Consider the following 19,169-nt stretch of genomic DNA (forward strand, 5'->3'; position numbering starts at 1 on the left):
ATGGATGTTTCCCTTGGATCTCGACGCGCTTACCGGCTGTCTCGCCAGTTCCGCCTGCCTGGTGACGCAAACCACCAGCGGCTTCATCATCGGCATGTTGCTGTTTCTGGTCGCTGTCGGACTGACGCTGATTTTTGGCGTGCTCAAGGTCGTCAATTTCAGTCACGGCGCCTTCTATATGTTCGGCGCCTATTTTGCGATGACGGCCTATCAGCTCACGGGCAGCTTTGCGTTGGCGATGCTGTGCGGGGCGGCCGGCACGGCCTTGCTTGGCCTGATCTTCGAGCGCGTGTTCATGAGCCGGGTCTATGGCTCCGACGTGCTGATGCAGTTGCTCGTCTGCTACGCCTTCGTGCTGATCTTCGATGACGTCGTGCGGATGATCTGGGGGCCGGAATTCAAATCGATGGGCATGCCGGCGGCGTTTCAGGTGGCGCCGCTGTTCATCGCCGGCGGCGTGGTGCCGCCGTATTATTTGCTCCTGATCGGCGTCGCGCTGGCGGCAGCCGTGATCCTCGGGCTCGGCCTTGCCCGCACCAGGCTCGGCAAGGTGATCCGGGCCGCCGCGCATAATCCGGGCATGGTATCCGCGCTCGGCATCAATACCGGCCTGATCTATGGCGGCGTATTTGCATTGGGTGGCATGCTGGCGGGGCTTGCCGGCGCGCTCGCAGCACCCGTGCGCTCGCTGACGCCGGGCATGGGATTTTCGGTCCTGATCGAATCCTTCATCGTCACCGTGATCGGCGGCATGGGCTCGATCCTGGGAGCGCTGATCGGCGCGCTTCTGATCGGCATGATCCGCTCGTTCGGATCGCTCGGCTTTCCCTTGTTCACGGAAGGCTTGATGTATCTGTTCATGGTGATCGTGCTGGTGTCGCGACCGACGGGTCTGTTTGGCAAGGAGGTCGCATGACCGAGCTGCAGGCCGAGCAGGGCGCGCCGGCGCTCGATGTCCCCCGCACAGAGGCAAAGCCGCGTCGTAATCGGGATGCCCTGATTGCACTTGCGGTCTTTGTCGTGCTGGCTCTGTTGCCGATGGTCTTCAGCAGTAAATTGCTGCTCGACTTCGTGATCCGCTGCGCGGCCTATGGACTGTTCGCGACGTCGCTCAACCTTCTGGTCGGTTACACCGGCCTGACTTCGTTCGGCCATGGCATGTTCTTTGGCCTTGGCGCCTACGGCTTCGGGTTGATGATGCAGAAGACCGGCGTTCCCATCCCCGTGGCTTTCGTCGCAACGTTGGCGATCACGTTTGTCGTCGCTCTCGTCATTGGCGCCATCTGCGTGCGACTGAAGGAAATCTACTTCGCCTTCGTGACGCTGGCGTTCCAGATGCTGATTCACTCGACCATCCTGTCCTGGGTATCGCTGACCGGTGGCGATCAGGGATTGCGCGGTGGCATTCCGCGGCCGCCATTTTGGGGCATTGATCTATCGAACCATTTGCATCTCTACGTCATGAGCTGCGCGCTGCTTGTGATCGGACTGTTCCTGATGCATCAGATCGCACAGTCGCCGTTCGGCTACACGCTGCGCATGATCCGTGACAACGCGACACGCGCGAGCTTCATCGGCATCGACGTCTGGCGCGCCAAGTTGACGATCTTTGTGCTCGCGGCGCTGTTCGCCTCGACCGGCGGGGTCATCATGGCGCTGTTCGTCTCCGGAGCCTATCCGGAATTCGCCTATTGGACCATTTCGGGCGAGGGCATCTTCATCAACATGCTCGGCGGCGTGACTACATTCCTGGGACCAATGGTCGGCACCGTACTGCTCCTGATCCTCAACGATACCGTTACCCGTTTGACCGAATATCACGGCATCGTGCTCGGGATCGTGATCCTGTTCTTCGCCATCGGCCTGCGGAAGGGCCTGATGGATTTCGTCGTTGAATGGTACGCACGGCGCCGCGCCGGTTCCGGGGAGCGCAGCTAGCCATGCTGGAGATACGTTCCCTTTCCAAAGCGTTCGGCGGCGTCAAGGCGACCGACAATGTCACGCTCGACTTTGCCGACGGTTCGCTGACCGCCGTGATCGGTCCGAACGGTGCGGGAAAAAGCACGTTCTTCAACCTGATCACTGGTGCACTGAAGCCGGACTCCGGCCAGATCCTGCTCAATGGCGTCGACATGGCTGGACGTTCACCGCCCGAAATCGTGCGCCATGGCATCGGGCGGGCGTTCCAGGTGGCGAGTATCTTCCCTTCACTCACGGTGCAGGACACCATGCTCGCCGCTGTCTGTGCTGATCAGCGCCGCGCCAGCGTCATTCATCGCCGTTTCCCGTTGGCCGAAACCCGCGCCCGCGCCGAGCATACGATGGAGCTGCTGGGCCTGGCCGGCAAGCGCAATCGCATCGCGGCGACGCTGTCGCATGGCGATCAGAAGCTGCTCGATATTGCACTCGCACTGGTGCTCGATCCCAAGGTGCTGCTGCTCGATGAGCCCACCGCCGGCATGGGCACCGAGGAGCGCTGGCGGATGATCGACAAGGTGAGGGAGCTCTGGGAGAAGCAGAAGATCACGGTGGTGTTCATCGAACACGACATGGACATCGTGTTCAAGATCGCGCCGGAGATTGTCGTGCTGTGCTACGGCCGCATTCTCGCAACCGGCACGCCGGATGCGATCCGCCGGAACGAGGCCGTGATCGAGGCCTATCTCGGCACCGAACATCACGCCGGAGCTGCGATATGAACGCGCAGCCGATCGTTCAGGTCGAAGACCTCGACGTCTACTATGGCACCAGCCAGATCCTGTTCGGCGTCGCCCTCGCAGTCCGGCAGGGCGAAACCATGGCGCTGCTCGGCCGCAACGGCGCCGGCAAATCCACGACCATGAAAGCGATCATGGGGCTGGCGCCTGCGCGCCGCGGCAGGGTCACCCTGAAAGGCCGCGTGGTGTCCGGCCTGAAACCGCATCACATCGCGCGCGCCGGTCTCGGCTTCGTGCCGGAGGATCGCCAGATATTTCCGGAGCACACGGTTGAGGACAATCTGGTCATCGGCGCCAAGAAGGGACCCAATGGCGAGGACGATTGGTCGATCCGGCGCATTTACGACGTGTTTCCGTTACTGGAGCCGCTGAGGAACCGGATTGCAGGAAAGCTGTCGGGCGGCGAACAGCAGATGCTGGCGATTGCGCGGACGCTGATGGGTAATCCCGCGCTGCTACTGCTGGACGAGCCGAGCGAGGGGCTGGCGCCGATCATCGTGCAACGGATCGGCGAATTGCTGCGGCAGCTCCGCGGCACCGGCGCCACGGTGCTGATCGCCGAGCAGAACATGCATTTTTGCCTTGGCCTTGCGAGCCACGCGACGGTTATCGACAAGGGCCAGATCGTCTACACATCCGGGATCGAAGAGCTGAAAGCCAACGATAACATTCGTCAGCGCTACCTCGCGCTGTAGCTTTCGGCCCGACCGGGGGACGAAATGACCATCGAACGCAAGCTATCGCCGACGCATGAGGCGCCGTATCGCGACCTGCGTGTGCTGGACTTCGGGCAGGGCATTGCCTCGCCCTATTGCGCAATGCTGCTGGGCGTCTATGGCGCCGATGTCATCAAGGTCGAGCCGCCGGAGGGGGATTGGTCCCGTTTTCTCGGCACGACCTATGGAAGTCACACCACGCTGTCGGCGGTTTATAACCGCGGCAAGCGCAGCCTCTGCCTCGACATGAAGCACAAGGACGGGATCGCAATCGCGCGGCGGCTCGCCAGGGATTGCGACGTCCTGATCGAGGGTTTTAGGCCGGGCGTCGCTGCGCGGTTGGGGATCGGCTACGAAGAATTATCGCGCGACAATCCAGGACTGATCTATCTTTCGGTCAGCGCCTTCGGGCAGAGCGGTCCATATTCGAAGCGGCCGGGCTCAGACTCCGTCGCGCAGGCGTTTTCCGGCCTGGTGTCGATCAATGTCGGCAACGACGGGACCCCGCACCGGGTCGGCACCACGATCTCCGACGTCGTGACCGGCGTCTATGCCTTTCAGGCCATCGCGACGACGCTGTTCGCGCGTGCGACCGTCGGAAACGGGCGCTGGATCGACGTCAATCTTTGCCAATCGACGTCTGCCTTGCTTGGTCACAAGGTCGCCGAACATATTCTGGAGGGCGGGGCGCCGCGCGCGCTCAACGTTCCCGCGGGTTCATACCAGACCGCCGACGGCTGGATGATGGTTACGCTGGTGAACGAGCCGCAATACAAGCGGCTGTGCGCGGCGATCGGCCGCGACGATCTCGCCAGCGATCCGCGCTTTGCCGACTTTGCGCTGCGCGCGGATTCCGTCGATGCGCTGATCCCGCAATTGCGCGAGGTATTTTTGACGCAGCCGACGGATGCCTGGCTTACCCGCCTGCATGCCGCCGATCTCATTGCGGAGCGGATCCTCAATCCCGGCGAATGGCTGCGCAACGTCCATGTCGAGGCAACACGGGCCGCGGTCTGCCAGCAGACGCCGGGCGTGGGGCCGATATACTCGCCGCGGACGCCAGGCATTGCGAGCTTTTCGGAGGATGACTTGCGCCCCGCGCCTGATATAGGCCAGGACAGTTACGAGGTGCTGCAGGAGGCGGGTTTCGAGCGTGGCGCCATCGACGATCTGATCAAGGCCGGCGCGGTGCGTCAGGCCAAGGGAGGCATGGCATGAGTACCGATCTCGTTCGTTATTCCGTCTCAGGCAATATTGCCGAGATCATGCTGGACCGTCCGCCGGTCAATGCGCTCAGCATGGACTTGATCGATGCGCTGCTGGCGGCGCTGGCGAAGGCGAGGGACGACGAAGCGGTGCGCGCCGTCATCATCGGCAGCGCACACAAGGTGTTCTGCGCCGGGCTCGATCTCGATATCGTCCGAGGCAAGCCCGGGATCGAGACCAAGAAATTCCTTGAACGGCTTTATTTTGCGCTCAACGATACCCAGTATCGCATGGGCAAGCCGACCATCGCGGCCGTCGACGGCGCGGTGCGGGCCGGTGGCATGACGATCGCGATCTCCTGCGACATGATCATCGCGGGCGACGCCTGTACCTTCGGCTATCCCGAGATCGATGTAGGCCTGATACCGGCCATTCACTTCGTGCAACTGCCGCGATTGGTCGGCAAGCATCGGGCGTTTGGTCCGCTGTTCCTCGGCGAACCCTTCGACGCCGCGACAGCCTTTCGCATGGGATTGCTGAGCGAGGTGGTGCCGAAGGGCACTGCGTTGGACCGCGCGCGTGAGATCGCGGGCAAGCTCGCCGCCAAATCTCCAATCGTCATGAAGATCGGGCGCGATGCCTTCATGCGGGCGGTCGACGCCGATTTCCGCCGCTCGGTCGAAAACGCGGCCGAGAGTTTTGCGCTTGTCGCAACGACGGAAGATTGTCAGGAAGGCTTGAATGCGTTCGTTGAAAAACGGACGCCAAACTACAGGGGACGCTGATGGCGGGATTGTATTTCGAGGAGTTCGAGGTCGGCCGGGAATTTCACCATGAGTTCTCCAGGACCGTGACCGAGATGGACAACACGATGTTCAGCCTGTTGACCATGAACCCGCAGCCGCTGCATATCGATGCGCATTTCTCCGAAAATACCGAATTCGGCCAGCGGCTGTTCAACAGCCTCTATACGCTCGGCATCATGGTCGGCATGAGCGTCTATGATACGACGCTCGGCACCACGATCGGCAACCTCGGGATGACTGACGTCAAGTTTCCAAAACCGGTATTTCACGGCGATACGCTCAAGGCGCACACCAAGATCATCTCCAAGCGCGAGAGCAAGTCACGGCCGAACCAGGGCATCGTCGAGTTCGAGCACACCATGACCAATCAGCGCGGCGAGGTGGTGGCAAGCTGCCGCCGGACCGGCCTGATGCATTGCAAACCGAAGGTGTAAGCCGATGCGATCGTTCCTGTTCGTTCCCGGCGATAGCCAGCGCAAGTTTGAAAACGCCAAGAAGACGGCGGCCGATGCGCTGATCCTCGATCTAGAGGATTCCATTGCGCCCGACGAAAAGGTCGGCGCGCGGCGTACGGTGCGTGAGATGCTCGGCGCCCGGAATCCGAACCAGAAGACATATGTCCGCGTCAATGCGCTCGATACCAACATGACGCTTGGCGACCTCGCGGCCGTCATGCCGGGCCGACCCGACGGAATCGTGCTGCCGAAATGCGCCGGCGCCGCCGACGTCAATCGTCTCTCGCTGTATCTCGATGCTTTCGAGGCAGCCGCTGACATCGACAACGGCGCGACGCGCATCGTCACCGTGGCGACGGAAACGGCGAGGGCGGTTCTCAAGCTACTCGATTTCGAGAACATGAGCCCGCGGCTATGGGGCATGATGTGGGGCGCGGAGGATCTCGCGGCCTCGCTCGGTGCGTCGCGGAACCGGACGGGGAACCGCTTCCACGGGCCATTCCCGCTGGCGCGCGATCTCTGCCTGATCAGTGCGGCTGCGGCAGGCGTAGTCGCCATCGATACCATCGCCACCGACATCAACGACCTCGACGCGCTGCGGGAAGAGTCCATTGCCGCGCGACAGGATGGCTTCCTTGCCAAGGCTGTCATCCATCCCAAGCATGTGGACGTGGTCAATGCAGCCTTCATGCCGACAGATGAGGAAATCGCCTGGTCGGAGAAGGTGGTCAAGGCCTTCAACGATAATCCGACTTCAGGCGTGGTGAAGATCGACGGCAAGATGATCGACAAGCCGCATCTGCGCGCTGCGGAGAAGATTTTGGCGCTGCGGGGGCGGTAGTTCGTAGGGTGGGCAAAGCGAAGCGTGCCCACCTTTCAAGATAGCGGCCTGAATGGTGGGCACGGCGCGAAGGGCGCCTTTGCCCACCCTCATATGAGGGCTTTTGAGTCAAGCATCCCGACCGGGGCTTGGATGTGATTTTTTGCATTCGGTGGAGCGGCGGCGCGCGGAGCCATGCGTAGCGCAGCGTGCCGCCGCGGTCGGTGCGCTCAGGAACTGGCTTCCGGCGATTTATGCAGCATCTCACTGCATCACCTCATATCCGGTCGGGCGTTTTGCAGCCCGGTACCCACATTCCGCATGCATGCGGCGAGGAAGCCATGAGGATGAGACCCATCTACGAAGCGGCCTGTTGATTTGGCCCAAGGGTGGCACGGTCATCATCCATTCCGCGCTGACCGCGGCCGACGCCGCGACGCTGACGCGTTGCTTGAAACGTTTACGCCTTCGCGGCCTTGAGCACGGCTCCTTCGGGAACCATGCCGGTTGTGAGGTAGCGCCAGAGCGCCACCATCAGCTTGCGCGCCAAGGCCACGATGGCGATGCGCTTGTTGCGCTTGCTGGCATTGTTGTGGGTGCGGCTGCGGAACCATCGGGTGAGCGCACTCTCCGGCTGATGCCGCAGCCACAGCCAGGCCAGTTCGATCGCGGCGCAGCGGGCGCGTGGATTGCCCGCCTTGCTGATGCCCTGGTCGCGGTCGGTCCCGCCGCTCTGCCATGGACTGGGCGTCAGCCCGAAATAGCTCGCGACCTCACGCCGATTACGAAAGTCCTTGTAGAACACCTCGCTGGTCAGCGTCGTCGCGAACGCCGGACCGAGGCATTTGAGCCGGAGCAACAGTTCGCTGCGCTCGGTCATCTGCGCCGCCGCAGGTGCCGGATCCGCTTGAGCCGACGCCTGTGCGAGTTCCTCGAGCCGTTCGCGCACCAGCATCAGCCGTGCGTGCTCGTGCCTGATCTCCGCCAGCATCCGTGGCGGCACCGCCTGGCCCTGCCAATCCCGCTGCGCCGAAAGCCAGCTCAGCCAGTCACGCCGGCGCGGGTTCCCCACCGCCATGCCCAACAATCGCAGCAGCGCCTTGATCCGGGTGGTGTGCGCGGTTTGCTCCTTGATCAGCCGGCCGCGTTCACGGCTGGTGCGGCGGGCGTCCTCTTGCTCCGGCGCAGGTGCCCGCACGATCCGCACCACCTGCGGCTCACCGCGCAGATACGCCATCAGCGTCCGTAGCATCTTCTCGCCATCGATCCGGTCGGTCTTCACCCGCCGTGCCCGCTGATCCACCGCTATGCTCGCAGGGTCAAACACGTAGTTCGTGATCCCGGCAGCCAGCAGAAGCCGATGCAGCCAGAACCCGTCGTAGCCCGCTTCGTAGCAGCTCACCACCGCCGGAACGGCTCCCAGCGCCCGGGCCGCCCGCTCCCGAACCTGACCGATCAGCGCCAGCAGCGCAGCATGATCGCCGCCCTCCAGCTTGTGACGCGACATCTTGCCTTTGTCCGGACTGTGCAGCGTTACCAGCCAGCTCTTCTGGCTCAGTTCAATCGCAACGAAAATCGTGCCACAATGCCCGGCGGTGGGCGTGTCTACGGTCGATGCTTGCATCTGGCTCTCCGATGGTTCGAGTGTGGAAACCCAAACCTACCGGAAAGGGCACGCTCACCGCCCCATGGAATCTACGAACTCAGGCGGACGGATTGAGATCGGTACCGTCAGGCTCGATCAGCGCGCCTTCGACCTCAAGTGCCGCAATTTCATCGTCCCTGAAGCCGGCCTCGCGCAAGATCTCCTCGCCATGCTCGCCAAGACGCGGCGGATACTTTCGGATCGAGGGAGGCGTCTTGCTCCAGGTCGCGGCGGGACCAGCGACGCGTAGCGTGCCTTCGGACGGATGCTCGACGGATTGGAGCAATCCGACGGCTGTGAGATGCGGATCGTCGATCAAGCTATCCAGATCATGCAGCGGCGCATGGGGAATGTCGGCCTCGTTGAAGAACTGCAGCCACTCGGCCGTGGAGCGGGTTTTCATGACCTCCGAAAACCATTCGTAGACGAAGTCGTAGTTCCTGGTGCGGGCACCGATGCTGTTCAGGCGCGGGTCGCGATCGGCTTCGTTTTCGAGGCCGATCAGACGAAAGAACGCGTTCCACTGCTTGTCTGAATAAACCAGCGCGCAGACATAGCCGTCGCTGGTCTGGTAGGGGCGGCGGTCGGGCGATAGCAGTCGCGAATAACCGGGTGGTCCGATCGGCGGCACGAAGCTGCGGCCCGCCATGTGATCACCGAGCACGAATTGCGCCATCGTTTCAAACATCGGGATTTCGATGGCCTGTCCTTCGCCGGTACGTTCGCGATGAAAAAGCGCCGCCAGGATGGCGTGGGTGGCGTTCAGTCCGACGATCCGGTCGGCCATCGTGGCCGGCGAGTAGCGGGGCTCGCCGGTAATCTTGCCGGTCAGCGCGGGCAGTGCCGTCAAACCCTGGATCAGATCGTCATACGCCGGCCGTCCGGCATACGGGCCTTGCTCGCCAAAACCATGCAGGCTGGCATAGACCAGCCGCGGGTTGATAGTGAGCAGATCGTCCGCGCCGAGATTGAGCCGAGCCATCGCCGCTGGCCGGACATTGTGAACGAAGACATCGGCCGTCTTCGCCAGCCGGAGCAGTGCCGCCCGGCCGCCGGCTTTTTTGAGGTCGAGTGCAATCGAGCGCTTGTTGCGATTGCCCTGCAGGTACATGGCGCCCATTTTGGGATGCCGCATCGGTGCGGCGTAGCGCATCACGTCGCCATCGGGGCTTTCGACCTTGATGACGTCGGCGCCATAGTCGCCGAGGATCATGGTCGCGTAGGGACCCATCATCACACTGGTCAGGTCGATGATCTTGACGCCGGCGAGCGGTCCCGCCGGCGCGGCAGCGTTGGCCTCTTTCTGGGAATGCCCGGTCAATGGCTTGCCGCCAAAGCTTCGGTGAAGGCCTTGAACACCTCGGTGCCGGGTTTGCCGCGCTTGTTGATGTCCTTGATCCAGTCCTCCGACACCGACTTGAATGCGGTGTCGAAGACCTTCCTGTCGTCGGCGCTGAAGTTGATCACCTTCATGCCCTGCGATTTGATCTTCTCGGTCGCGCCCTTCTCGCCATCCTCGAAGCGCTTGCAGCCTTCGCGCGTGGTTTGTTCGCCGGCCTCGACCAGCACCTTGCGCACGTTTTCCGGCAGCGACTTGAATTTCGCTTCGCCGATCGAATAGGTGAAAATGGCGGTTCCGAAGTTCAACCCTTCAGTGCCCGATTTCAGGATCTTTCCGAAATCGTAGGACACTGAACTCTGATACGAGAAGATCACGCCGTCGAGCGTACCGCGGGTCAGCGATTCATAAATTTCAGGCGCGGCCATGCGAACGGGAACGCCGCCGATCGAGCGCATCATCAGGTCCATGGCGCCGCCGGTAGTGCGGATCTTCAGGCCTTCCAGATCCTTTGCGGTCTTGACTTCGCGGCTAGTGGCAAGCTGGATTTGATAGGCGGGCAGCGCGATAGTGACGAGCGGCCGCAACTGGTTGGGTCCGAACTCCTTGGTCTCCAGAATCCCGCCATTGTGCGAGATCTTGTAGAAGGCGAGCGACCCCTGACATTCGGTATCGAAAATGCCCGGCAGCTCGGCAACCGCCGTCAGCGAATATTTTTCCGATGAATAGGACGGCACGATGTAGGAGACATCGGCGACGCCGGCGACGGTGAGTTGCGCCATGTCCTTGGCCTTGCCGAGCTGCTCGGCGGGGTAGTGCTGGAACGTCACCTGTCCATTGGTACCCTTCGTGACCAATTCCATGAACGGCTTCGCCACCAGTTCGTGGATGACGTGACCGGCGGGAAGGCTTTCGGCGAGACGCAGCGTGATCTTTTCCTGCGCCACGGCGGGGCCAGTTGCGGCGGCAAGGAGCGATGCTGCAAGGGCGGCTCGTCCATTGAGACCAGAGATCATGAGTTTCTCTCCCGTTATTGTTGTTGTCTCAGTAACCCATCTTGATCGGCAGCCACAGGATGATCTGCGGCCAGACCACCAGGATTGCAATCGCGATCAGGTGCGCCACGAAATGCGGAAAGACGCCGTGGAACACTTCAGCCACCGGGCGCCCTGAATAGCGTGCGACCACGAAACAATTCAGTCCGACCGGCGGCGTGATCATGCCGACTTCAGCGGTAACGATCTTGATGACACCGAACCACAGCGGATCGTAGCCGAGAGATTTGATCAACGGCAGCACGATCGGAACCGTGAGTACCAGGATGGCGATCTGGTCCATGAACGAGCCGAGCACGATGTAGCCGAACAGGATGATCGTCAGGATCACCCAGGGTGGCACAGGCAGGCTTCCTACCCAGGCCACCAGGTTTTGCGTTACCTGAGTCAGCGTGAAGAAGTAGCCGAAGATCGAGGCGCCGAACAAGATCATCGCGATCATGCAGGTGCCGTGGGCCGAGCGCAGAAGCGCACTGCGCAGTGACTGCCAGTTGATCTTGCCTTTCCAGCCCGCCAGAGCAAAGGCGCCGAATGCGCCCAGTGCGGATGCTTCGGTCGGCGTGGCGACGCCGGTATAGATCACGCCGGTCACCATGCCGAACAGCAGCAGCATGGGCCCAACCACCCGAAGCATCCGGAATTTTTCGATCAACGAAACCGCCGGCGCCGATGGCGCGCGCGACGGGTCCTGCCAGGCAAGGAACCAGACGGTCGCCATGATGGTGATGGTCACGAGGATGCCGGGGATGACGCCGCCGATCAACAGCGCGCCGATATTCACCTCCGCCAGCAGGCCGTAGATGACGAGCGCGACTGATGGCGGGATCAGCATCGCCAGCGTTCCGGAGATCGCAACCACGCCGGCCGCCATTTTCGGCTCATAGCCCTGCTTCAACATCGCGGGCAGGCTGGTGGCCGACAGTGTTGCGGCCGAGGCCGTGCTGGTGCCGCAGATCGCGCCGAAACCAGCGCCGGCAAGCGCGGTCGCCATTCCCAACCCGCCGGGAATCCGACCCACCCAGGCGGCGGTAGCCTTGAACAAATCATCGGCAATGCCGCTGACCAAAACGAACTCGGCCATCAGCAGGAACATCGGGATGGTGATCAGTTCGTAGGACGTTACCGCCGACAGCGGCGCGGTTTGCAGGATGCCGCTCAGCATCGGCATGCCGCCGACCAGATAAAGCCCGAGCACGCCCGAGCCTGCCATCGCAAAGCCCACCGGGGTGCCGATCGCGAGCAGCACGAACAGCACGATCATCGCCAGCGTGAGAATCATTCGAAGGTTTCTCCGGCGCCGTGCGATGCCGGCAGGGCGATCACGGCCTGCCCGGTGATGAGTGAAAGGACATGACCAATCAAATGCAGCGCAAGGCGTATCGTGATCAATCCGGCCCCCCATGGCACGAGGCCGATCGAAGGCCACATCGGCCAGGGTATTGCGCCCGCCATCACGTCAGCCGATTGGAAGCTGTCGACGGCGCGGAGGAAACCGAGATAGGCGATCAGGGAGAACACCACGATGCCGACGAGGCAGGTGACTATTTCCGACAGGCGGATCATCGCCGGTGGAAATTTCTGCTGCAGGATGTCGACGCTGACATGGGCACGGCTGGTATAGGCTTCTGAAAGCACCAGGAAGAATACGCCCGCCATCAGGTACATCGAAATCAGGTCATACGCCCAGGAGAACGGCCGGTTGAAGGCGTAACGCATGATGACGTCGCTGAACACGATCATCATGATGGCGAACATGAACACGGCGGCGATGGTCGAGGCGATTTTTTCGATCCTGCCAACCGCCCGTAATATTCCGTCAAGCAAAATTCACCTCCCCAGGGTGTCGATCTTGCAGGCTGCGGTCGTTCCGCATCTTGCGTTTACTTGGCGGGGATGGCCGCCACCGCCGCGTCGAACTCCTTCAGCGCATCGCTGCCCCGCTTGCCGCGACCGTCCAGCCCCTCCGACCACGTCTTGGCGACGCCCTTCATCAAATCCTTGAATTTCGCGTTGACCTCGGGTTGCAGGGTTTCGAAACGAATGCCGGCGGCTTCCAGCGATTTCTTGGTCTCGTTGTCCGCCTTCTGCACCTGCTGGCACACGGTGGGGATCATCTCTTCGGCGACGTCGACCATCGCCTTCTGGATCTCCGGCGAGAGCTTTTTCCATACGTTGTCGCTGATCGAATACGACACGATAAAGCTGCCGAAGCCGAGCCCGTCGGTGGAATATTTGACGAGCTTGTCGGCACCATAAGCAACCACGCTCTCGAGCGGGAACAGCAGCCCATCCATGGTGCCGCGCGATAGTGATTCATAGGCGTCCGGGGCGGCCATGCGTACTGGCACCGCGCCGATCGCGCGAAGGGTGAGGTCCTGTGCGCCGCCGGTGGAGCGCAATTTCAGCCCGGTGACATCGCTGACATCCTTCACCGGCGCTTTGACGGTGAAAATGCGATATTGCGGCAGGCTTACCGCAAGCAGCAGGCGGATATTGTTGGCGGTATAATCCTGCTGCGCGATCACACCGTTCCGCGCCAACTTCCAGTAGGCGAGGGTACCCTGGCAGGAATGTTCGAAAGCCTCCGGCAGCATCGCCACCTCGGAGACCGGCATCTTGTCCGAGGTGTATCCTGGTGCGACGTAGCCGATGTCGGCGACGCCGGTCTGCGTCAGCTTCAGCATGTCGGTCGCCTTGCCGAGCTGCTGCGCCGGATAATGATCGAACGCGACGGCGTTGTTGGTCCGCTTCTTGACCTCTTCCATCCACGGCTCGAGGACCAGCTTGACGAGGTAGTGACCCTTCGGAAAGGAGTCTGCGACTCTCAAATGAATGGGCTCGGCGGCCTGAGCCAGAACTGTCGATGCAATCAAAAAGCCGGAACCGGCAAGCGCCCGCAGAACCGCGACCATTTCTCCTCCCTGGAGGACGTTGTTGTTTTGAGTAGCTGCGCATAAACGAAATTGATCGTCAAGGATGGCGCCCCGGCTGCGGATTGTCGTGGCCACAACCGGGAAGCGCGAGGCTGCTTGCCGGGCGCAGGCATGGGCCAGCCGAATTGACTTTGGCGCGTGATCGGAAGCAAATGCAGCCAATCAACAGATCCAGGGAACACACCATGGTTGACGCGCTGATCATCGACGCATGCAGGACGCCGCGGGGCATCGGCAAGGCTGGCAAAGGCGCTCTGTCGGGCATCCATCCGCAGCATCTCGGCGCAACGGTATTGCGTGCGCTGGCCGATCGCACCGGCATCAATACCGCTGATGTCGACGACATCATCTGGGGTACCAGCTCGCAACGCGGCCAGCAGAGCGGCGACCTCGGGCGGATGTCGGCGCTTGACGCCGGCTATGACGTTCGCGCCAGCGCGGTGACACTGGATCGATTTTGCGGATCCGGCATTACCAGCGTCAACATGGCGGCCAGCTCGATCATGTCGGGCTCGGAGGATCTCGTGATTGCCGGCGGCACCGAGATGATGTCGATGGAAGGCCGTCGCGGCGAGGGGCCGTTCATGATGGACAACGGCAATCTTCGCCTGCGCGCCCGGCATCCGCAATCACACCAAGGCGTCTGCGCCGACGCGGTCGCGACGCTTGAAGGCATCACGCGGCAAGACGTCGATGAGCTCGGCCTCGAAAGCCAGAAGCGGGCGGCGGCTGCCATCAAGGGTGGACATTTCGACAAGAGCCTCGTGCCGGTTTTTCGCGAGGATGGCAGCCTCGCGCTCGACCGCGAGGAATACCCGCGGCCGCAGACCACGCTCGAAGGGTTGGCTGGCTTGAAGGCGGCGTTTCCTGCGATTGCCGATTATGCGCTCGACGACAGGGGAACGACCTATCGCAAGCTCATCCTCGACAAATATCCCGACCTCGACATCAACTTCGTGCATCACGCCGGCAATTCCTCCGGCGTTGTGGACGGATCGGCGGCGATCCTGCTGGCGTCGCCGAGTTACGCAAAAGCCCATGGCCTGAAGCCGCGTGCCCGCGTCGTCGCGATGGCGAATATGGGGGACTCACCAACCCTCATGCTGAACGCGCCGGTGCCGGCCGCCCGCAAGGTGTTGGCCAAGGCAGGCCTCACGCTCGACGACATCGATCTGCTCGAGATTAATGAGGCATTTGCGGTCGTCGCCGAAAAGTTCATCCGCGACCTCAAGCTCGACCGCGACAAGGTCAACGTCAATGGCGGCTCGATCGCGCTCGGCCATCCCATCGGTGCAACCGGCTCGATCCTGATCGGCACCGTGCTTGACGAGCTGGAGCGGCGCAATCTCAAGCGTGGGCTGGTGACGATGTGTGCGGCCGGCGGCATGGCGCCGGCCATTGTGATCGAGCGCGTTTGACGGCTTCAGGCAGCCGGAAACTGCAACTCGAACGTGACGCCTTCGTTCGACGGCAATAGCCGGATCGATCCGCCGTGGCTGGTCATCACAGCCTGGACAATCGAGAGGCCCATTCCCGTGCCGCCGGTATCGCGGCGGGTGGTGAAGAAGGCATCGAAGATCTTTTCCCGGTTCGGTTCGGATATCGGGTCGCCGTCATTGCTGACGGTCATCTTGACGGAAGCCTCTTCCGCGATGGCTTCGAGCCGCACGCTTTTTGCGTTGTGGCGGATGGCGTTGTCGGTCAAATGCGACAACACGATCAATGCTTTTTAGCTGGACATGCCAATCGAGCGTTCCAGGCATCCGGTTGCCTCGATCGCGCGTGTCGGAAACCGGCTCTTCAATCCGCCGATCACCTGTGACAATTCGGTTCGTTCGTTTTGCGGTGTGGTTTCGGCGCGGGCCAGTTCGCGCAGCCGCTGGGTCATGGCTTCCAGGCGCCCGGTGTCGCCCAGAATGTTCGATATGAAATTCTTCTGCTCCATCCGGGTAAGCGTATCCGACTTGCTCTGTAGCGAATCCAGCAGCAACTCGGCGGCGCCCTTGATCGACGTCAATGGTGACTTCAATTCGTGGGTAAGGTGCGCCGAGAAGGTCGCGATGTAGTCCGACCGCCGCGCCAGTTGCTCGGCCATATCGAGGAAGCTGTGCGACAATTGGGCGAACTCGCGGGTGCCATAATGGGCGAGCGGCTGAAACGCGTCACGGTCGCCACGGCTGATGCGCGCGGCGCGATCGACCAGCTCGCGCATCGGGCGGGTAATGGTTCGGTAGAACACCAGGCCGATGATGATGGTCGCGAAGACGACGGCTAGTGCTGCCAGGATGAACTTGCGGCGTTCCTGATAGAGATGGTCGAAGATGTTGCTCGGCGTTCTCGAAGTGTAGATCACGCCAGCTACGCGGTTGTTGACGATCACCGGCATCGCCGAGAATACGTGGACGCCAACGCCGCGGCTGATCGAATAAATCGGCGGCGGGGGCTTGTCGGGCTTTCGAATTCGCAAGACCGCCCGATACTGCCCCTGCAGCGCTGCGACCACTTCCTCGATATGGGCGAGCGATTGGCCGATCTCGTCGCGTCCGGCGATCACGACGCCGCGGGGATCGAGGATGCGGAATCCGGCGAGCGTGACCTTCTGTGTTTCCAGAATGATCGGCATCAGCCTTGTGCCGATCTCGACATAGGCAGGGGACGCGGGCGTATTCGCGGGAAGGGCGTTCGGCCGCCGCCGGAGCAGGTCGCCGCCGGCGGCAAGATCGAGCGCGGGTCGGATCGGCGTCAACTGGTCTTCGCGATCGGGGCGCGTCTCGGGTGGAATTTCGGCGCCGAGGGCAATTCCGCTGCTGAGGCGGGCTTCCACCTCCCGCGCATAAACCGCGGTCAGCACCCGGCTTTGTGCGATCAGCTCAGCCTGAGTCTGGCGAATGAGCTGGTTGTCATAGAGTCGAAAGAAGAACAGTCCCACCAGTGGCAGTGTCGCTGCAGCAGCAAGCGCAGTGAAAATGACCAGCCCCACGGATGGCCGCCATTTTTCGCCCGGGCGTCGTATCATGCCAGCGGCTCGCATCGGCCGAGCTTGAAGCCGACGCCGTGAATGGTTTCGATGACATTATCGCAGTTCACGGCAGACAGTTTGGCGCGGATATTGCGAATGTGGCTGTCGATGGTGCGGTCCGACACCTGGATGTTGAGCTGATAGGCGGCGCTCATGATCTGCTCGCGGCTGAAGACAAGCGTCGGCCGTGTCAGGAATGCCCTGAGGATTCCGAACTCGATAGCCGTGAGCCGAAGCGGGGTGCCCGCAAACTCGGCGTGATGCTGTTCGGGGTCGACGGACAGCCTGCCTTGCGACAGTGCGGCGATAGATCGCTTTGCATCCTGTCCGCGCGAGACGATGCGACGCAGGATGACATTCACCCTTGCGACTAGTTCGCGCGGGCTAAAGGGCTTGGTGACATAGTCGTCACCGCCGATCTCCAGACCCAATACACGATCGATCTCGTCGTCGCGGGCGGAGAGAAAAAGGATCGGAACGTCCGAGGACTTCCGGATTTCGCGGCAGACGTCCAGGCCGTCGAATTCCGGCATGCCGATATCCAGAATGATCAGATCCGGCCTGTCGGCGGCAAAGCGGGTCAACGCTTCCTTGCCGTCGCGCGCCTCGAAGACAGTCATCCCGGCCTTCTTCAGTGCAACACGGATGACCTCGCGGATGTGCAGATCGTCGTCAACGATGAGAATGCGGTGCGTCAAACGTCTCTCCCGGCGCAGATCGGCATATCGAACCAGCCTATGGTCGAACTCTTTGGTTGGACGTCCAGGGCGCGCTGGAGACGCCAGTTCCGAAAACCCCAGGAGCGCCAGGAAGCCGTTGCTTTCATCTGCTGTTCTACAAGGCAACCACGGCGGGAAACAAGGGTGTGATCGAACCCGCGAAGGGCAATGGCGCGGTTGATGGCCGGCAATGCCTGCGGACCGAGGGAAAACAGATAGTTCATGTCGATCCACACGCCCTTGCCGGCGGCTTCGCGACTATGGCTGACGTTGTAGTCGGCGATAACGGCGGCGAAATTGACCAGCGAGCAGACGTAGAGCGTTGCCGTCAGGGTGATGAGGTTGGCTCGGATCAGCCAGTCATTCGAGCGGTTCAGAACGATGCGGGCGACGATGAGCACGAGCCCCAGCGCGACCAGTACCATCCAGATGAAAGCCGCGACGCGCCACCAGGTGAGCAGATAGATTTGAACATAGAGATCAAGGCGCAGGATCGATGACATCACCAGCAGGACATTCTGCGCCACCCACAAATAGACCAGCGGCCGGATCACCCTTGATCGCTCGGCCGGCCCACCGGGCCTCATGGCGGCCAAAACGAAGCCCGCCGCCAATAGCGCCGTGACAATGAGGGGATAGGCGCCCCGGTGCGCATATGAAGCGTAGCTGATATCGGCGGGCAAGGTCGCGTTGCCCCAGAGATAGGCCACGTCAAGAACGGTTTGAACGGCGAACAGCAAATTGAACAGGATCAGCGAACGCAGGATGGTTGCAACGCCGAAGAAGTCGTTTCGGCCCGATGGCATTCCCTGCGCCAATGCCGCCGCTTCGGTTAAAGCTGCCGGCATCTGCCGCTTGCCGCTCCACCGGACGTGGATGAATGGCCATATGACCGACAGCGCCACCGCCCAAAACAGTACGCGTCCGAGACTGACGTAAGAAGCCGTGTTGCCCGGGTTCAGCAGGCTGATCCACTTCTCGATCAATGGATTGGCCGATACCAGCAGAAACACGAAGATGCCGCCGAGAACTATCGGAATGAACCACACCGCAAACCCGGTCTTCAGTGCAGGCAGATTGAACACACCGATGGCGTCGCGGAAAAATCTGAACGGGCCGACCAGATAGAGATCGCATAACGCCGCGGCTCGCTCGCCGAGACGATGTCGATCGCGATTGGTCGTCAGCAGCAGGCCTACGCTGAGAGCCAGCACGATGAAGGTCAGAGATGCGGCGTTGAATTCCTCGGCGGCGGGGACAAGGCCGAGCAGCAGGAGAGCGCCTGCCAGCAGCACCTGCTTTCGTTTCAAAGTTGCGAGGTTGGCGAGCAGCGAGCCGCAGGCCACGGCGACCGCAAAGATGGTGGCCGATATTCCAATGCCGTGCCCGTAGAACAGCCAGTCGGCCAACGCAGCCAGCGCGAGAGCAATCGCTGTTTTGACGGGAAAGGTACCATCCTGAACGGAGCCGGCATTGGATGCCGGCGCGGTGAAATCGGCCATTATTGCGCTACGTGTCCGGAGGGGAAAATTGCAAACCTGCGCTGTTGCGGGGCGCTCGCACAGCCACCACCCGTCGTTAGCCAGTCTGGTAGGAATAGGCATTCGATGATCGCCCCGGTTTGCACAACGAACTATCTGATGCTGGTGTGCATTTGCCTGGAGCGCCGTCTGCAAGAGTTCAGGATTTTTATGCAGTTTCCGTGCAAGCGCGGTTATGCGCTCGCGTCGGCGGGACAA

General features: G+C 61.7%; 17 protein-coding genes and 1 pseudogene. 9 read left to right on the plus strand and 9 right to left on the minus strand.

All coding sequences use genetic code 11. The features are described 5' to 3' along the window. The first annotated feature begins 13 nt into the window (after positions 1-13). From V1283_RS03730 to V1283_RS03765, 8 genes are read left to right on the plus strand one after another with little or no spacing between them, the layout of a single operon-like run. Positions 14-916, plus strand: coding sequence for a branched-chain amino acid ABC transporter permease (locus tag V1283_RS03730; protein ID WP_334385096.1), 903 nt, complete (start codon positions 14-16; stop codon positions 914-916). After that, the gene (locus tag V1283_RS03735) at positions 913-1,938 is read left to right on the plus strand and encodes a branched-chain amino acid ABC transporter permease (protein ID WP_334385097.1); all 1,026 of its coding nucleotides are present in this window, start codon (positions 913-915) and stop codon (positions 1,936-1,938) included. Before V1283_RS03730 ends, V1283_RS03735 begins: the two co-directional genes overlap by 4 nt. A gap of 2 nt (positions 1,939-1,940) precedes the next feature. Then, complete coding sequence (locus tag V1283_RS03740) at positions 1,941-2,699, plus strand: ABC transporter ATP-binding protein (protein WP_334385098.1); 759 nt, start codon at positions 1,941-1,943, stop codon at positions 2,697-2,699. Further along, positions 2,696-3,412 carry an ABC transporter ATP-binding protein gene (locus tag V1283_RS03745; protein WP_334385099.1) on the plus strand — a complete coding sequence of 239 codons (717 nt, stop codon included), beginning with the start codon at positions 2,696-2,698 and terminating at the stop codon, positions 3,410-3,412. Before V1283_RS03740 ends, V1283_RS03745 begins: the two co-directional genes overlap by 4 nt. 24 nt (positions 3,413-3,436) lie before the next feature. Continuing rightward, complete coding sequence (locus V1283_RS03750; RefSeq protein WP_334385100.1) at positions 3,437-4,651, plus strand: CaiB/BaiF CoA transferase family protein; 1,215 nt, start codon at positions 3,437-3,439, stop codon at positions 4,649-4,651. Further along, the gene (locus tag V1283_RS03755) at positions 4,648-5,424 is read left to right on the plus strand and encodes an enoyl-CoA hydratase/isomerase family protein (protein ID WP_334385101.1); all 777 of its coding nucleotides are present in this window, start codon (positions 4,648-4,650) and stop codon (positions 5,422-5,424) included. Before V1283_RS03750 ends, V1283_RS03755 begins: the two co-directional genes overlap by 4 nt. After that, complete coding sequence (locus V1283_RS03760) at positions 5,424-5,879, plus strand: MaoC family dehydratase (protein WP_334385102.1); 456 nt, start codon at positions 5,424-5,426, stop codon at positions 5,877-5,879. Before V1283_RS03755 ends, V1283_RS03760 begins: the two co-directional genes overlap by 1 nt. A 4-nt stretch (positions 5,880-5,883) precedes the next feature. Then, a complete protein-coding gene (locus V1283_RS03765; RefSeq protein WP_334385104.1) occupies positions 5,884-6,741 on the plus strand; it encodes an HpcH/HpaI aldolase/citrate lyase family protein in 858 nt (285 codons plus the stop codon). Positions 6,742-7,180: 439 nt separating this feature from the next. Here the strand turns inward: V1283_RS03765 and V1283_RS03770 are convergent, their stop codons facing one another. From V1283_RS03770 to V1283_RS03795, 6 genes are all read right to left on the minus strand, one after another. Continuing rightward, a complete protein-coding gene (locus V1283_RS03770; RefSeq protein WP_334385105.1) occupies positions 7,181-8,344 on the minus strand; it encodes an IS110 family transposase in 1,164 nt (387 codons plus the stop codon). Positions 8,345-8,423: 79 nt separating this feature from the next. After that, positions 8,424-9,686 (minus strand): CaiB/BaiF CoA transferase family protein, encoded by a 1,263-nt coding sequence (locus tag V1283_RS03775; protein WP_334385106.1) that lies wholly within the window; start codon positions 9,684-9,686, stop codon positions 8,424-8,426. Continuing rightward, positions 9,683-10,720: a TRAP transporter substrate-binding protein gene (locus V1283_RS03780; protein ID WP_334385107.1), complete on the minus strand. Its 1,038-nt coding sequence runs from the start codon at positions 10,718-10,720 to the stop codon at positions 9,683-9,685. The genes V1283_RS03775 and V1283_RS03780 overlap by 4 nt, the downstream gene beginning before the upstream one ends. Positions 10,721-10,748: 28 nt before the next feature. After that, positions 10,749-12,038, minus strand: coding sequence for a TRAP transporter large permease (locus V1283_RS03785; protein WP_334385108.1), 1,290 nt, complete (start codon positions 12,036-12,038; stop codon positions 10,749-10,751). Further along, a complete protein-coding gene (locus V1283_RS03790) occupies positions 12,035-12,583 on the minus strand; it encodes a TRAP transporter small permease subunit (RefSeq protein WP_334385109.1) in 549 nt (182 codons plus the stop codon). Before V1283_RS03790 ends, V1283_RS03785 begins: the two co-directional genes overlap by 4 nt. Before the next feature lie 56 nt (positions 12,584-12,639). Continuing rightward, entirely contained in the window at positions 12,640-13,671 is a 1,032-nt protein-coding gene (locus tag V1283_RS03795; RefSeq protein WP_334385110.1) for a TRAP transporter substrate-binding protein, read from the minus strand. A 206-nt stretch (positions 13,672-13,877) separates the two neighbouring features. Between V1283_RS03795 and V1283_RS03800 the strand changes: the two genes are divergently transcribed. After that, positions 13,878-15,110, plus strand: coding sequence for an acetyl-CoA C-acetyltransferase (locus V1283_RS03800; protein ID WP_334385111.1), 1,233 nt, complete (start codon positions 13,878-13,880; stop codon positions 15,108-15,110). A gap of 5 nt (positions 15,111-15,115) precedes the next feature. Here V1283_RS03800 and V1283_RS03805 read toward each other — a convergent pair. From V1283_RS03805 to V1283_RS03815, 3 genes and pseudogenes are all read right to left on the minus strand, one after another. Beyond that, a pseudogene (locus V1283_RS03805) lies at positions 15,116-16,708 on the minus strand (ATP-binding protein). Beyond that, positions 16,705-17,409 carry a response regulator transcription factor gene (locus V1283_RS03810; protein ID WP_334385112.1) on the minus strand — a complete coding sequence of 235 codons (705 nt, stop codon included), beginning with the start codon at positions 17,407-17,409 and terminating at the stop codon, positions 16,705-16,707. Before V1283_RS03810 ends, V1283_RS03805 begins: the two are co-directional and overlap by 4 nt. Then, positions 17,406-19,034 carry a DUF4153 domain-containing protein gene (locus V1283_RS03815; RefSeq protein ID WP_334385113.1) on the minus strand — a complete coding sequence of 543 codons (1,629 nt, stop codon included), beginning with the start codon at positions 19,032-19,034 and terminating at the stop codon, positions 17,406-17,408. Before V1283_RS03815 ends, V1283_RS03810 begins: the two co-directional genes overlap by 4 nt. Between the last annotated feature and the right edge of the window lie 135 nt (positions 19,035-19,169).

The organism is Bradyrhizobium sp. AZCC 2262, assembly GCF_036924535.1.
Lineage (GTDB): Bacteria > Pseudomonadota > Alphaproteobacteria > Rhizobiales > Xanthobacteraceae > Bradyrhizobium.